Origin of the sequence: Paraburkholderia sp., from assembly GCF_035656215.1 — a bacterium.
Classification (GTDB): Bacteria; Pseudomonadota; Gammaproteobacteria; order Burkholderiales; family Burkholderiaceae; genus Paraburkholderia.
Genome location: NZ_DASRSY010000081.1, coordinates 1 through 14,851, shown reverse-complemented (window position 1 = coordinate 14,851; position 14,851 = coordinate 1). Strand labels below are relative to the sequence as shown.

The following is a 14,851-nucleotide window of genomic DNA, read 5'->3' as shown; positions in this document are numbered from 1 at the left end:
CGCCTCCTGTGTCGACGGGAGTTAGCGCTTTAGCGCTTACTCCCGTCCCATACAAAGTTGTCGACCGGAGTTGGCGCTTTAGCGCTTACTCCGGCCCCATACAAGTTAGTTGCTGCTTCGTGTAAACCGTGCTTTTTAGGTGCCACATGGGCACAAAGCGTGATCTGTCTCAACTGCTCATCTTGTGTTGCTGCTGCCGGTACGCCCAATCCTTGGAGAATGACGCACCGGCAGTTCATTTCATTTGACTACGCTACAGCCGCTTAATTTGCCGCGAGGCCCATCTTCTGGCGCACTTCGCCCACGTTGTCACGCGTAGCCAGCATGCCGGTCGTCAGCGTGAGCATCGGCGGTTCCTTGCCTTGCGTGATCCAGTCGTACATCAGCGTCGAGGTTTCTTCGCCGTGACGCTTCGGGCTGATGATGACCGTGCCGTAGAAACCGGTCGGCGACGGCTTCTTGAACTCGTTCATGGCCGATTCCGAACCGCCGATACCGATACCGATCATGTTGTCCGCCTTGAAGCCACGGCCTTCCGCTGCACGCACCGCGCCGAGCACGCCTTCGTCGTTCAGCGCGTAAGCCACCCAGTGCTTGAACTGCGGGTTCTTGGTGAACGCGATGTTGGCTGCGTTGAAGGCGTTTTCCGTGTCGGTCTTCGCTTGCGGCGCTTCAATCACGTTGGCCTTCGGGAAACCGGCGGCGACGAGCGCAGCGGTTGCACCAGTGGTGCGGTCAACTGCGGTGGGCAACTGGTTGTAAGTTACGTCGATCGCGCCCACATCCTTCATGTCCCAGCCGCGCTTCTTGATTTCCGCAGCCAGGCCATCGCCCACTTGCTTGCCGATGTTGTACGCCGAGATGCCCATATGCGGCACCGATGCGATCGGCTTGCCCGCGCCGTCGACAAGGCGGTCGTCGACCGTCATCATCTTCATCCCGTCGGCCTTCGCCTTGGCGACAATGCCCGGTCCGAGCTTGACGTCAGGCGTGCAGATCACAAAGCCTTGTGCCTTCTGAGCCGACAGGTTGTCGATGGCGCTCATCACCTTCTCGCCCGACGGCGCACCGATCTTCACCAGCGTGAAGCCCTTCTCCTTGGCGGCAATTTCCGCAAACTTCCATTCGTCCTGGAACCACGGCTCTTCCGGCTGCTTCACGAGGAAGCCGATCTTGACCGGATCCGCGGCTTGCGCGACCGGTGCGTTGAAGAGCACACCCGCCGCCGCTGCTGCCAGCGTGAGGAAAATTCTTCGTTTCATGATGCGTGTCTCCTGACTAATTGATAACGAGAAGGTATCGGCCGCGTCTTCTTGTACCGGTTGCGACACACGCGGCCAGCGCGTCGTCCGGTGAAACCTGGGTGCTTTGTTTTTGCCTGTTTGCTTCTTGCTGCTTGTTCTTGCGTTGGAGCGGCGAGTCCCACTTCCTGTTGCGTGCTGGTCCGCTACGTTCAGTCGTGATACAGCACGGAGCGACCGCCATCCACGGTGATACAGGTGGCGTTGATGAACGGCGCTTCGTCCGAGGCGAGAAACACCGCCGTCATCGCCACTTCTTCCGGGCGGCCGATGCGCTTCATCGGTTGCAGATCGAGCGTTGCCTGTTTCGCGGCCACCGGATCGGCTTGTTCGTTCCACCAGTCGTGCGTCAATTGCGTTTCGATATACCCCGGCGCGATCGCGTTGACCCGCACGTTCCGCGGCGCGTATTCGATGCCAAGCGCGCGCGTCAGACCGATCACGCCATGCTTCGCGACCGGGTAAGGAAAACACCCCGGAATGATCTTGAACGCGTGCGTCGACGCGATATTCACGATGCTGCCCGCACCGCGTTCCACCATGCCCGGCAACACCGCGCGACATCCATTCCATACGCCGTCGAGATCGACCGCGAAGCAACGGCGCCAATCGTCGTCGGTCATCGTCAGCGGATCGCAGAACACGTTGATACCCGCGTTGTTGACCAGCACGTCGAGCGCGCCGAACGCGTGTTCGGCCTCGCTCACCGCGTGCTGAACCGAGGCCGACTGCGTCACATCCGTCTGCACCGCCAGCGCGCGTCCGCCGGTTTGCGCCTTGATCTGCTCCGCCGTCTGCTGCGCGGTTTCGATATCGAGTTCAGCCAGCACGACCGCCGCGCCTTCGCGCGCAAACGCGAGCGCGATCGCCGCACCAATGCCGCGCCCGGCGCCGGTGATCAAGGTGACTTTGCCGGCGAGCCGCTTCATTTCTTCGAACCTGCGCGAGCGATACGCAACCCGTTGATGAACGCCTTCGCATGCGAGGCCGTCACAGCGGCGCTCTGACCCGGCTTGTACAGCGCCGAGCCGAGACCAAATCCATTTGCGCCGGCGCTGAGGAACGGGCCCATGTTGTCCGGCGTGATCCCGCCGACCGGCACCAGCGGCACTTCCGCCGCGATTACCGCACGCCACGCCTTCACGACCTGGCAGCCGAGTTGCTCCGCGGGGAACATCTTCAGCACGTCAGCACCGTTTTTCAGCGCGATGAAGGCTTCGTTCGGTGTCGCCACGCCCGGCGCGCAGGCCATGCCGTGCGCTTTCGCGGCACCGACGACCTCTGGGTCGCTATGCGGCATCACGATCAGTTCGCCGCCGGCCGATTTCACGTCGTTGACGAAACTGGAATGCAGCACCGTGCCCGCACCGACGATCGCATCGGCCGGCAACGCTTTGCGGATCGCCGCGATGCTGTCGAACGGCCGCGGCGAATTCAACGGCACTTCGACGATGCGAAAGCCCGCTTCGTAAAGCGCCTGGGCATGCTCGGCGGCATCCGCAGGCGTCACACCGCGCATGATCGCGATCAGCGGACAGACCTCGAACGCGGCGATCAGACCCGCGTGCGGCATGTACGGGGCGGGCAGATTGATGTGAGGTTGCATCTCGGTTCCTTGTTTCGTGAGCGGCGGCGCTGCCGGTTAGCCGACGTGCGCCGCTTGAGGCGTAGGATTGACGAGCCCCGCCTGGGTAGCGACGCGCCACAGACCGCGCTCGGTGGCGTGCTTCACCTGCTCCGCGTGAGTGCAGCCGAATTGCGCAAGCGCCACGCGATAACGTTCGCACAGCGCTTCATTGCCGATCAGGCGCAAGTGCTGCCGCGCGAGCGAGTTTTGCTGTTGCGCGAGCACGGCTTCGAGACCGGCCAGTTCGTGCCCGATCAGCAAGCCCGACAGATAATCCGGCTGCTGTTCGCGCGAAAGTTGTCCGGTAAGGCCGAGCGTGCGTGAGCTGAACACGGTGGCCAGCATTCCCGCCTGACCTTTATCGCGGGCGATGTTCACACCGCGCAGGAATGCTTCGTTATCGGGACGATCCGGCGTGACCATCGTGCGGCCGAGAATGGTGTGCTCGCGCAATGCCGCGAACACTTCACCGGTCATGAAGGTATGAAAACGTTCGATGCGCCCCGACTCCACGACGGCCCATTTCGCGTGGGTGCCAGGCAAGCCGATCAGCGTGCGCTTGCTGCTGTCCACGGCACCCGTCTCCTGACCGAGTGCGCCGAAGATCTGCGTTTCCTCGCCGCGCATCACGTTCGGCAGTTCACCACGTTGCAGGACACCCGGCACGATGTGCAGCGTCGCGCCGCACGCGGCTTTTACCCGGACGATGCCGGCCACCAGCGCATCGGCATTCGCCGGCGCGTCGACATACGGCGCTTCGACCCAGCCTTGCGCGCTGCCGACCATACCGGCTGCGATCACCGGCACGGCGGCCGTCTGCTCCAACCAGGCGCCGCACGCGTCGTCGAAGGCGGCGTCGAAGCCGCCGTGCTCGGCGCTACGCGGCAGATTCATGATGCCGGCCGTCGATGCCCGCGTCGCCAGCACCTCGCCGGCCGCGTCGTACAGATAGGCGCGCAGCGACGTCGTGCCCCAGTCGAGCGCAATGAGCGCTGCGTGCTGGAAGTTGGCGTCGGCGGTCGCGGCGGCGTCATTCAGCGGATTGACCGCGTGCGTGTGAGAACCCGCTCGCTTCATCGCTTGATCCTGCGGGTTGCGGGTTGCGGGGCACGCCAGCCGAGTTCTTCCGAGATCGCGCGCGCTTCGCGCTGCACGACCGGAATCAGTTCATCCATGCGTTCGAGCGACATATACGGAATCGTGCTCGCCACCGACAACGCAGCCACCACTGCGCCCGATGCATCGCGCACCGGCGCCGCGACGCAACGGATCGACGCTTCGTTCTCTTCGAGGTCGAAGGTGTAGCCACCGGCGGCGTAGTTGGTCATACGCTGCATGAAGGTCACCGCGTCGGGGCGGTTATCCGGCTTGAAACTGACACCGGCGAGCGCGCGCCGCGATGCTTCGAAGAGCGACTGCCACACGTCCGGTGTGAGGTCGAGCATCATGGCTTTACCAATACCCGTCGACGCCAGCGGCATCCGGTGCCCCACGCGCGAACGCATTTCGAGGCCACGAGTGCCGGGAATCTTGTCGATGTACAGCACGTCGTCGCCGTCGCGCACGCCGAGGTGAATCGTGTCGAGTGTCTGTTCAGCGAGCGATTCGAGATGCGGACGCGCGACCGCGGTGAGCGGCATCTGTTCGAGCGCGATGGTGCCGAGTTCGATCAGCTTCGGGCCGAGCAGATAGCCCCCTTGCACCTGGCGCAGATAGCGCGCCTGCACGAGGCTGCTCACCAGCCGATGCGTGGTGCTGCGGGTCGTGCCAAGCGCGGCGCCGAAGGTGCGCAGATCACGCACGCCGGCGGCGGCGGCTTCCAGAATCGCGAGACCGCGCAGCAGCGTTTGCGTGCCGGCTTGTTGCGGCGTGATGTCGAGCAGCGTGCTCGGCAACGCGATTTCGTCGATCACAGCCGGTTGCGCGCTGGCGCGGTGTGCTTTAGCGGCGTTGGCGGCCGGCTGCGGCGCAGCGCCGGCCACATGATCGGCTTGCGGTGCCAGATCGGCTTCGGACGCACGGACGGCGTGAGTGGGCATCGCTTTGTTCATGGCGATCTGCTTTTCGGTGGTTTTTTGCGCTTACAGCGCGGGGCCGGAGAGGAGGCCAGTTTTGCTCGCGGCGCAGTACGTATTGCCGGTGGCGCGGGCATGCGGGTGCTGCCTTTGGGTCTTAGGCATGGTTTGACTTGTCTCCGGTTTTTTCTTGCTGTCGCTGGTCGCGGCCGGTTCTTCTGGCTAGCGGTAGCGCGTTGGATGGATTGTAGGGCGGTTTTTGAGAAAGCTCCAATATGTGAGTGTCGGATTCATATATTGGGAAAATTTGACGAAGACGGACGTGCCGGTTCGGACTCCGCGCGGGAGTCTGCGAGTCAAGCGTCTTTGGTCAGTGAAGCATGTCGGCGGCGTAACGCGCCGATGAGGAGGTCACTGTGAATCCGGCAATTCCGCGGCGCCCATCCGCCGGGCAATCACGCGCGAACGCTGAGCAAGGTACGCCGAGCCCCTGTGCTCATCAAAATACTTAGGCTGCGGCAGCATCACGGCCAGGCGGGCCGACTGCCCAGCAGTCAATTTGGCAGCAGACGTCTTGTAGTAATAATGCGCAGCCGCCTCAGCACCATAAACCCCATTCCCCCACTCAACAGAGTTGAGATAAATCTCAAAGATCCGCTGCTTGTCCATCAAGGTTTCGAGCATCCACGTGATGATCAATTCCTGACCCTTGCGGATATAACTCTTCTCCCGCGACAAAAACAGATTCCGCGCCAACTGCTGGCTGATCGTCGAACCGCCGCGAACAATCTTGCCCTTGCTCTTGTTTCGCTCCCACGCCTGCAAAATGGCATCCGTCTCGTAGCCATTGTTATTCACGAAATTCGCGTCTTCGGAAGCGATAATCGCCCGCTTCAGATTGTGTGAAATCTGCTCATACGGCACCCACGTATGCTGCACCGACAGATCCGGCCGATCCTCGGACAACTGCCACGCATCCGAGCGCATGAAAGCTGTCGACTGGGGGTTCACGTAATTCCATACCGCGATCTGCGCGAAGTAAAACGCCTGCGTCGCAAGCCACGCAATCGCCACCACGGCACCCAGATAAAACATCCATCGCGCCGGACCTGGCCGGCTCGCGCGCCGCGTTGCTGTCATCGTGGTCTCAGTCCCCGAGTCGGTGAGTTCCGGAAAGTAAAACAGCGGTCTAGGCGTGCGACGGCGCCGTCAACAGCGCGCGCAATTCGGCCAGCACCGGCGCGCCGTCGGGCCGCACCCCTCGCCACACGTAAAACGATTCGGCCGCCTGCTCGACCAGCATGCCGAGACCGTCGGCGCCGCGCGCACCCAGCTTCTGCGCGTGTTCCATGAACACGATCGGATGCGCGCCGTACATCATGTCGTAAGCGAGCGTCCCGCTGCCGAACGCGCGGTCGTCGCACTCGGGCAACGAAGCATCCAGACTACCCGCCGTCGCGTTGACGATTACGTCGTACTCGCCCGCTTCGATCGCTCGCGCGCTGCCGCCGGTCAGCCGGCAGGCGGCGTCGCCCGCGGCTTGCGCAAACTGGTCGACGAGCGCTTCAGCCTTCGCCGCCGTACGGTTGACGATTGTCAGCGTGTGCGGCGCGCGGTCCAGCATCGGCAGCACAACGCCGCGCGCAGCGCCGCCCGCGCCCAGCAGCAAAATCCGCGCACCCTTCAACGAAACGCCGAGATTCACTTCGATGTCTCGCACGAGGCCGAAGCCGTCCGTGTTGTCGCCGTAGACGCCGCTCACATCGAACCGCAGTGTGTTCACCGCGCCAGCCGCCGCCGCGCGCGGCGACAGGGTGTTGGCAAACGCGTGCGCGTCGAGCTTGAACGGCACCGTCACGTTCAGGCCGCGGCCGCCCGCTTCGATAAAAGCGCGCACATGTGGCACGAACGCATCGACCGGTGCCAGCAGGTGGCCGTACTCGATCGGCTCACCGGTCTGCGCGGCAAAGCGGCCATGAATGAACGGCGATTTGCTATGGCCCACCGGGTTGCCGATGACCGCGTAGCGGTCGCGTGAATCGCTCGCGCTCATCGCCCCGGCTCCGCGACATGCTGCTGATCGGCTGCCGCATCGCTGGCGCCGTCACCGTTTTCGGCGTCGCCCGGTTCAGTTGCACCGCCGTCGAGGTCCGCTTCGGCTTGTGCCTCGGCTTCGCCTTCGGCGCTTTCATCCGCCCCGTCGATGATTTCCTCTTCACCCTCGTCGGCTTCTTCAGCTTCGCTGCCGCTCGTCACAGTCGGCGCGTCAAGCACGTGCAGCAGGCGCACGGACGCTTCGACGGTCAGTTCGTCGATCGACATCACTTCCATCTGCAAGCGCGTACCGCGTGCATGCACGCCGAGGCCCGGCACATGCAGCAGCAGCGGAATTTCTTCAAGGCGCACGAGATCGCCCTTCACCACCGACGCCACCACCTGCTTGCGGTTCTCCTGCTTCAGCCACCGCAGGCACCAGAAGTACTCCATGCGGCGCTGGTGATCGGCATACGCGGTGTAGGTGTCGTCGAAACCTTGCACGACAGCGAACAGATCGGCGTCCTTAGGCTTGAACGGCGCGGCCAGTTTCGCGGTGACGCCATGCTGCACGCAGGCGAGCAACTGCCACTGGTTCACGAGGTCGACGTAGCGGCGCAGCGGCGACGTGCTCCACGCGTATTGCGTGACGCCCAGACCTTCGTGCGGCGCGGCGTTGGTCTGCATGCGGGTGCGTTTCGGGCCAGTCGGCGCGCCGAACGCGCGTTGTGTGCGGTAGATGCCCGGCACGCCGTGGTCGTGCAGGAACGCGCCCCACGACGAGTTGGCGAGAATCGCGAGCTCCGCGACGATCGTGTCGAGCGGCGACCCGCGCCGACGCGGCGTAATCGTGATGTGCTCGTCTTCCACGTAGAAGTTGAAATCGGTATTGCGCTGCACTTCGCGGCGCAGGCCGTAACCGGCGCGCGCGGTCTGACGTTTTTCGAACAGCGCCTGAGCGAACGGCCACAGCACGGCGATGTCTTCCTTGTGCGGATAGTCGCCGGTGCCCGCCGCGAGCGCCTCTTCGGTAACCAGTTCGTCCAGCGTGTTGTGGCGCAGATTGTTCTTCACGAACACGCGCTCGGCGCGCGTTTCGCTCGCCACGATTTCCTGCGTCTCGCGATTGATGATCACATACAGCGACAGAGCCGGCCGCAAGCCGCCTTCAGCCAGCGTGAACGCTTCGACGACGCTATCCGGCAGCATCGTGATCTTGTCGCCCGGCATGTAGACAGTGGACAAACGCGTGCGCGCGATCGCATCGACATCGTCGCCACGCACGATGCCGAGCGCTGGCGCGGCGATGTGCACGCCGATCCGCACACGGCCGTCGGCCAGATGCTCGACGGAGAATGCATCGTCGATTTCAGTCGTGGTGATGTCGTCGATCGAGAATGCCTGTACATCGGCTTCCGGCAGATCTTCAGGCAACGCGCCGACCGTGACCGGCGGAAAACCGGTGCCGTGCGGGAAAAACTCGGAGAGGAATTTCGCCTCGTGCAACGCGCGTGCCGACGGAATAGCGCCGCATTCGAGCATCAGCCGCGCCTGCGAGATGCCGCGCGCCGCTGCCGCGCCTTCGAGCGCCTTGTATTCGATCGTGTTCTTGTCCGGCCGGGTGAGCAAAGCCAGCGCCTTGGCGCCGCTGAAGCCTTCCGGCAGACGGCCTGCCTTCAGTTCGTCTTCGTAGCCAGCCTGCACCAGCGCCTGCTGACGCTTACGCTCCAGCCCGGCGAGCGCCATCTTGAGTTGCTCCTGCGGCGCGCGCTGATACATGCCGCGGCCCTTGCGGCGAAAGTACACCGGCGAACCGTGCATGCGCAGCACCAGCGCCGCGCGCTCGATCGAACCAAACGATTCGCCGAAGTACTCGGCACCCAGCGTGGCAAACGGAAATTCGTCATCTGGCGCGCATTCCCACAGGAAGTCCAGATCGATATCCTGCGCGGCGGCGTCCGCCTGCTGCATCAACTCGCCGGCGGTCGGCTTTTCAAATTCGATCAGCACATCTTTCGCGCGCACCTTGGCGCGCCGGCCGCCCGGCAGCTCGACCTGAAACGCATCGCCCTGGCGCGACAGCACGCTGCCCGCCTTGAAACTGCCCGATTCCTCGAAGAAAACGTTCACTCAATACTCTCGTTCTGACTTGCAGCTGCCGGCGCGCCCGATTGGGTTCAGCTATCGGTCACTGCGTGCGCGGCACGGCAACGTGTTCGTGGTAGTGGATCCGCGGCGCGATACGCGCGCGCCGGCGGCATGAATCTGGTGATCCGCAACGGCCTCGCTGCAGGATCGTCGGGCTGTCAGGCCGCTTCGCGCGGCGCCGGCGGCTCGACGTCTTCGGCATCGCAAAAGGCCAGCACATCGTCGACGTATTGCGCGAATTCGCTGATCGCGTGGTCACTCCCTTCGATCAGCGTAGTGCGCGCGCCCGGATAGTGCGCAAGCATTTCACGGTAATCGAGCACTTCGTCGCCAGTGGCAGCCATCAAATAATAGCGTTCGGGCCGCGTGATCGACGCGACGCCGAGCGCGCGCAGCTCGTCCAGATGATGCGGCTCGACCGTGATGCTGCCGCCACCGTGCCATAACGGCTGCTCGCCGAGGTAGGCGCTCAGGTCGCGTTGCGGCACGACTGCCGGGTTCAGCAGCACCGCCGGCCAGCCGTGCTTTTCGGCCAGATGCGTGGCGAAGTAGCCGCCAAGCGAACTGCCGATCACCGTGATGGTGTCAGGTTTCGCGGCCTCCACCATCGATTCGGCGAGCGCCACGGTCTCGAACGGCGAAACCGGCAGCATCGGGCAGCACCATTCATTACTGCGGCCGAGTTCGACGAGACGTGCGGCTAGCACGCGTGCCTTGAACGAATTGGGTGACGAACGGAAACCGTGCAGATAAAGGATCACGACGTGCCTCGCGCGGAAAGTGCTGCGGACAATGCATCAAGCAGCTTCTGATGCACACCGCCGAAGCCGCCGTTGCTCATCACCAGAATCTGGTCGCCGGGGCGCGCTGCGTGAACCACCGCTTTGACCAGCGCGTCGAGATTGTCGAAAGCCTGCGCTTTACCGCCCAGCGGCGCGAGCGCTTCACCGAGATCCCAGCCGAGTGCGTCGCGGCCGGCCGGCGCGCCGTAGCCGAACACCAGGTCGGCGCCGGCCAGACTCGCTGGCAGTTGCGCCTTCATCACGCCGAGCTTCATGGTGTTCGAGCGCGGCTCCAGCACGGCCAGGATACGTGTGTTTTCGTGGCCGACGCGCGCGCGCAGCCCGGCCACCGTGGTTTCGATCGCAGTGGGGTGATGGGCGAAATCGTCGTAGACGGTCACGCCGTCGACGCTGCCGCGCACTTCCATGCGGCGCTTCACATTCCGGAAACTCGCCAGCGACTTCGCGGCTTGCGCTGGCGGCACGCCGACATGGCGCGCGGCGGCGATCGCGGCAAGCGCGTTCATGCGGTTGTGCTCGCCCTGCACCAGCCACTCGACCACACCGACGCGCTCGCTGTTGTGATACACGGCGAAACGTTCGTCGACGGGCACACCGTCGTCCGCTGGCAGGGTTTCCCAGCCGCCTTGCACGCCGAACCGCTCGACTTCGCTCCAGCAACCGCGCGTCAGCACGCGCTCCAGCGCGTCTTCACGACCGTTCGTGACGATTCGGCCAATGCCCGGCACCGTACGGATCAGATGATGGAACTGCGTTTCGATCGCGGCCAGATCCGGGAAAATGTCGGCATGATCGAACTCGAGGTTGTTCAGGATCGCGGTTTTCGGCCGGTAGTGAACGAACTTGGAACGCTTGTCAAAGAAGGCCGTGTCGTACTCGTCGGCCTCGATCACAAAGAAGCTCGAATCGGTCAGCCGCGCCGACACGCCGAAATTCAGCGGCACGCCGCCGATCAGGAAACCCGGATTGAGACCCGCATCTTCGAGCAGCCAGGTCAGCATCGAGCTGGTGGTGGTCTTGCCGTGCGTGCCGGCCACTGCCAACACCCACTTGCCGTTCAGCACATGTTCGCCGAGCCATTGCGGACCGGAGACATAAGGCAGGCCGCGATCGAGGATCGCTTCCATCAGCGGGTTGCCGCGCGTAACCACATTGCCGATCACGAACAGGTCGACGTTGAGGCCGTTCAACTGCTCAGCGTCATAACCTTCGATCAGACGAATGCCTTGTGCCTCGAGCTGCGTGCTCATGGGCGGATAGACGCCAGCGTCGCAGCCCGTCACGGTGTGACCCGCGCCGCGCGCGAGGACCGCGAGTCCGCCCATGAACGTGCCGCAGATACCGAGGATGTGGATGTGCATAAGCCTGTCGTGCCGCGCGGGCGTATTTTGCGAGGGATGGGAGTGCAAGGAAGCGGTCGAAACGACCGCCTGCAAAGGACGCTATTGTAACCGACGCCTCTGAATCGCCCTATGAACGGGGCGGTCAAGGTAGCCGCCCGGCTTGCCCACGTAAATCGCCCGGTGCGAACCGTCCAGAAAGGGCTGTCGTCAATCTCTAGTATGATTCAGAGATGGTTCACAAATCACATTTCGATCCGCAGCGCGTGCGCGAGGAAATTGCCATCGCGGCTGCCAGGATGATCGCTGAAGACGGTCTGGACTATGCAACGGCCAAGCGTAAAGCGGCACGGCAGGTAGTCGGCGAGAGCCGTGTTGCCGGCGAATGGCTGCCGGATAACGACCAGATCGAAGCAGAAATCCGTGAATATCAGTCGCTCTTCCAGGGTGACAGCCAGCCGGCGCTATTGCGGCGGTTACGCCGCATCGCCATCGACTGGATGGAGCGGCTCGCGCCGTTCAATCCGTATCTGACCGGCGCGGTGCTCGGCGGCACAGCCGGCGAACATTCGGATATTCACCTTCAGGTGTTCTGCGACAACCCGAAAGAAGTCGCGATCTATTTTCTGAACGCCAACATTCAGTACGACGTTTCGGAGACGCGGCATTTTGCCGGCCGCGGCTACGTCGAGACGCTGAGCTTCCTGTGGCGCCCCACGGACGAAGGGCGCAATGGGGAGCCGGCCGGCATCCACGTCGCCCTGTACGAAACGGACGACTTGCGCGGCGCGGTCCGGGCCGACGCGCGCGGTCGCACTGCCCGCGCGAATCAGCAGGCGGTCCAGGCCCTGCTCGACAGTAGCGGCGTCACCCCTTCAACTAATTAGACAGACCTGAAATGAATACGAGACGGATTCTGGCAGGCGCGCTTGTCGCGCTCGCCGCTGCGGGCGGCGGGGTGCTGGCCAATCATTTGCTGAACGGCAGCCCGGAAGTCGCTCATGCGACTGAGCCCGCTTCCTCGCAAAGTGCGGTCGAGCAACTTTGGGCCGCGCCCGTCACGAATGTCGACGGCAAGCCGCAATCGCTAAGTTTGCTTAAAGGTCACCCAATCGTCGTCAACTTCTGGGCGTCGTGGTGCGGACCGTGTGTCGAAGAGATGCCCGCTCTTTCGCAACTTCAGCGCGAATATGCAAAGAAAGGAATCCAGTTCGTAGGACTTGGCGTCGATTCGGACAAAAACGTCCAGGCGTTCCTGCAGAAGGTGAAAGTCGCTTATCCGGTCTATGTGACGGGGTTCGGCGGCGCCGACCTCGCGCGCGCGTTCGGCAATACTGCCGGCGGCCTGCCCTTTACCGTCGTAATTGACGCAAAAGGCAACATCCGCTCGACAAAATTAGGGCAAATCGACCCGCAAGCGCTGAAACAGACGCTCGACGCGCTCTAAATTTCACATTCTTTTGACGATCAGATAGGGGCAAAAGGCTCGAAATTACGCGCAAATCGCTCAAATTTGAGAGAAGATGGGCGCCCGGAGAAGCGGCGGAAGGTCGCTGGGATCGTTTCGAACGCGCAGGAAACTAGACAAGTTTCTCTAATCAGCGCTAAAGTGCGCCCAATTCCACGGAAAAAGAAGCGACCATGACGCGACTGCTGGTACTGCACGGCCCCAACCTCAACCTTCTCGGCACCCGGGAACCCGAGGTCTATGGCCGCGTAACGTTGCCGCAGATCGATCAGGCGCTGGCGGACCGCGCAGCGGACGCAGGCGTCGAACTCGCGTCGTTCCAGAGCAATCATGAAGGCGCCCTGGTCGATCGCATCCAATCCGCCCGGACTGAAACAACCGATTTCATACTGATCAATCCCGCCGCGTACACGCACACCAGCGTGGCTGTTCGGGACGCACTGGCGGGGGTCGGCATCCCGTTCGTCGAGATTCATCTGTCGAACGTACATCGCCGCGAACCGTTCCGGCATCACTCGTATTTCTCCGACCAGGCAGAGGGCGTGATTTGCGGCCTCGGCTGGAAGGGGTACATGTACGCGCTCGAATTCGCGCTCGACCGGCTGTCCGCCGGCTCATCGCGCGGCTGATTCCAAACACGTCCAATTTAAGCCGGGTATTGCGATTGCACGCGCCGGCACTTTACGCATTGAAAGGGGCTTCCTGATGGATCTACGTAAACTGAAAACTTTGATCGACCTCGTCTCGGAGTCCGGTATTTCCGAACTCGAAGTGACTGAAGGCGAAGGCAAGGTCCGCATCGTCAAGAATGCGCCGCCGGTTTACGTGCAACCGTCCGCTTCGTATGCTCCGCAATATGCGCAGCCGGCACCGATGGTAGGCGGCGAAGCGCCGGCTGCTGCGGGCGCCCCCGCGACGCCGGCGCCCGTCGTGCCGCAAGGCCACGTGGTGACCTCGCCGATGGTCGGCACCTTCTACCGCGCGCCGTCTCCGGGCGCCGAACCGTTCGTCCAGGTGGGCGACACGGTCAAGGAAGGCCAGACGATCTGCATCATCGAAGCGATGAAGCTGCTCAACGAAATCGAGTCGGACAAGTCCGGCGTGGTGAAGGAAATCCTCGTCGAAAACGGCCAGGCAGTCGAGTACGGCCAACCGTTGTTCGTAGTCGGCTAACGCGGCACGCTTTGCGCTTTTTTTGCGCTTGCCGCCCGCGTGCCTGCTGTCCGAGGCGCGCGACCGATCCTCTGAGGTGGCCTGTGTTGTGATCAACCGGGCGCCTATTGATGAGTCGAAAATCCGCTATGTTTGAAAAAATCCTCATTGCCAATCGTGGCGAGATCGCGCTTCGTATCCAGCGCGCCTGCCGCGAACTCGGCGTCAAGACGGTTGTCGTCTATTCGGAAGCCGACAAGGAAGCCAAGTACGTGAAGCTCGCCGACGAGGCGGTCTGTATCGGCCCGGCGCCTTCGAATCTGAGCTACCTGAACATGCCGGCGCTGATCAGCGCGGCAGAAGTGACGGACGCCGAAGCGATCCACCCCGGCTACGGCTTCCTGTCGGAAAACGCCGACTTCGCCGAACGCGTCGAGCAGTCCGGCTTCACCTTCATCGGCCCTCGCCCGGAAACGATCCGGATGATGGGCGACAAGGTGACCGCCAAGCAAACCATGATCAAGACCGGCGTGCCCTGCGTGCCGGGTTCTGAAGGCGCGTTGCCCGACGATCCGAAAGAGATCGTGAAAATTGCCCGCCAGGTCGGCTATCCGGTGATCATCAAGGCCGCCGGCGGCGGCGGTGGCCGCGGCATGCGCGTGGTCCACACCGAAGCAGCGCTGGTCAACGCGGTCAACATGACGCGCGAAGAAGCCGGCCGTGCGTTCGGCAACCCGCAGGTCTACATGGAGAAATTCCTGGAGAACCCGCGGCACATCGAAATACAGATCCTGGCCGACTCGTTCAAGAACGCAGTCTGGCTGGGCGAGCGCGATTGCTCGATGCAGCGCCGCCACCAGAAAGTGATCGAAGAAGCGCCAGCGCCGGGCATTGCACGCCGCCTGATCGACCGCATCGGCGATCGTTGCGCGGACGCCTGCAAAAAGATGGGCTATCTTGGCG

At 63.1% G+C, this 14,851-nt stretch carries 15 protein-coding genes; 5 read left to right on the top strand and 10 right to left on the bottom strand.

What is annotated here, in order from left to right; translation table 11 throughout:
• Positions 1-263: 263 nt before the first annotated feature.
• The 10 genes from VFE81_RS04465 to mpl all read right to left on the bottom strand — a co-directional run bounded on the left by VFE81_RS04465 (position 264) and on the right by mpl (position 11,289).
• Positions 264-1,262, bottom strand: coding sequence for an arabinose ABC transporter substrate-binding protein (locus tag VFE81_RS04465; protein ID WP_325043436.1), 999 nt, complete (start codon positions 1,260-1,262; stop codon positions 264-266).
• Between the two features lie 191 nt (positions 1,263-1,453).
• Entirely contained in the window at positions 1,454-2,230 is a 777-nt protein-coding gene (locus tag VFE81_RS04460; RefSeq protein ID WP_325043435.1) for an SDR family oxidoreductase, read from the bottom strand.
• Positions 2,227-2,907, bottom strand: coding sequence for a 2-dehydro-3-deoxy-6-phosphogalactonate aldolase (locus VFE81_RS04455; RefSeq protein ID WP_325043434.1), 681 nt, complete (start codon positions 2,905-2,907; stop codon positions 2,227-2,229). Before VFE81_RS04455 ends, VFE81_RS04460 begins: the two co-directional genes overlap by 4 nt.
• Before the next feature lie 36 nt (positions 2,908-2,943).
• Positions 2,944-4,005 carry a 2-dehydro-3-deoxygalactonokinase gene (locus VFE81_RS04450; RefSeq protein ID WP_325043433.1) on the bottom strand — a complete coding sequence of 354 codons (1,062 nt, stop codon included), beginning with the start codon at positions 4,003-4,005 and terminating at the stop codon, positions 2,944-2,946.
• Positions 4,002-4,979, bottom strand: a complete 978-nt coding sequence (locus VFE81_RS04445) for an IclR family transcriptional regulator (RefSeq protein WP_325043432.1) — start codon at positions 4,977-4,979, stop codon at positions 4,002-4,004. Before VFE81_RS04445 ends, VFE81_RS04450 begins: the two co-directional genes overlap by 4 nt.
• A 375-nt stretch (positions 4,980-5,354) precedes the next feature.
• A complete protein-coding gene (gene mtgA / locus VFE81_RS04440; protein WP_325043431.1) occupies positions 5,355-6,083 on the bottom strand; it encodes a monofunctional biosynthetic peptidoglycan transglycosylase in 729 nt (242 codons plus the stop codon).
• 49 nt (positions 6,084-6,132) lie between these two features.
• Entirely contained in the window at positions 6,133-6,996 is an 864-nt protein-coding gene (gene aroE, locus VFE81_RS04435; RefSeq protein WP_325043430.1) for a shikimate dehydrogenase, read from the bottom strand.
• Entirely contained in the window at positions 6,993-9,107 is a 2,115-nt protein-coding gene (locus VFE81_RS04430) for a ribonuclease catalytic domain-containing protein (RefSeq protein ID WP_325043429.1), read from the bottom strand. Before VFE81_RS04430 ends, aroE begins: the two co-directional genes overlap by 4 nt.
• Positions 9,108-9,283: 176 nt before the next feature.
• Positions 9,284-9,886 carry a YqiA/YcfP family alpha/beta fold hydrolase gene (locus VFE81_RS04425; protein WP_325043428.1) on the bottom strand — a complete coding sequence of 201 codons (603 nt, stop codon included), beginning with the start codon at positions 9,884-9,886 and terminating at the stop codon, positions 9,284-9,286.
• Positions 9,883-11,289 (bottom strand): UDP-N-acetylmuramate:L-alanyl-gamma-D-glutamyl-meso-diaminopimelate ligase, encoded by a 1,407-nt coding sequence (gene mpl, locus VFE81_RS04420; RefSeq protein WP_325043427.1) that lies wholly within the window; start codon positions 11,287-11,289, stop codon positions 9,883-9,885. Before mpl ends, VFE81_RS04425 begins: the two co-directional genes overlap by 4 nt.
• A 212-nt stretch (positions 11,290-11,501) precedes the next feature.
• Here mpl and VFE81_RS04415 point away from each other — a divergent pair, with 212 nt between their 5' ends.
• From VFE81_RS04415 to VFE81_RS04395, 5 genes are all read left to right on the top strand, one after another.
• The gene (locus VFE81_RS04415) at positions 11,502-12,155 is read left to right on the top strand and encodes a UDP-N-acetylmuramate--alanine ligase (RefSeq protein WP_325043426.1); all 654 of its coding nucleotides are present in this window, start codon (positions 11,502-11,504) and stop codon (positions 12,153-12,155) included.
• Positions 12,156-12,166: 11 nt separating this feature from the next.
• Positions 12,167-12,715, top strand: a complete 549-nt coding sequence (locus tag VFE81_RS04410; protein WP_325043425.1) for a TlpA disulfide reductase family protein — start codon at positions 12,167-12,169, stop codon at positions 12,713-12,715.
• Between the two features lie 194 nt (positions 12,716-12,909).
• On the top strand, positions 12,910-13,365 hold the full coding sequence (gene aroQ / locus VFE81_RS04405) for a type II 3-dehydroquinate dehydratase (RefSeq protein ID WP_325043424.1): 456 nt from the start codon (positions 12,910-12,912) through the stop codon (positions 13,363-13,365).
• 76 nt (positions 13,366-13,441) lie between these two features.
• Positions 13,442-13,909 (top strand): acetyl-CoA carboxylase biotin carboxyl carrier protein, encoded by a 468-nt coding sequence (gene accB / locus VFE81_RS04400; RefSeq protein ID WP_325043423.1) that lies wholly within the window; start codon positions 13,442-13,444, stop codon positions 13,907-13,909.
• 128 nt (positions 13,910-14,037) lie between these two features.
• A partial coding sequence (locus tag VFE81_RS04395) for a biotin carboxylase N-terminal domain-containing protein (RefSeq protein WP_325043422.1) occupies positions 14,038-14,851 on the top strand: 814 nt, incomplete at its 3' end.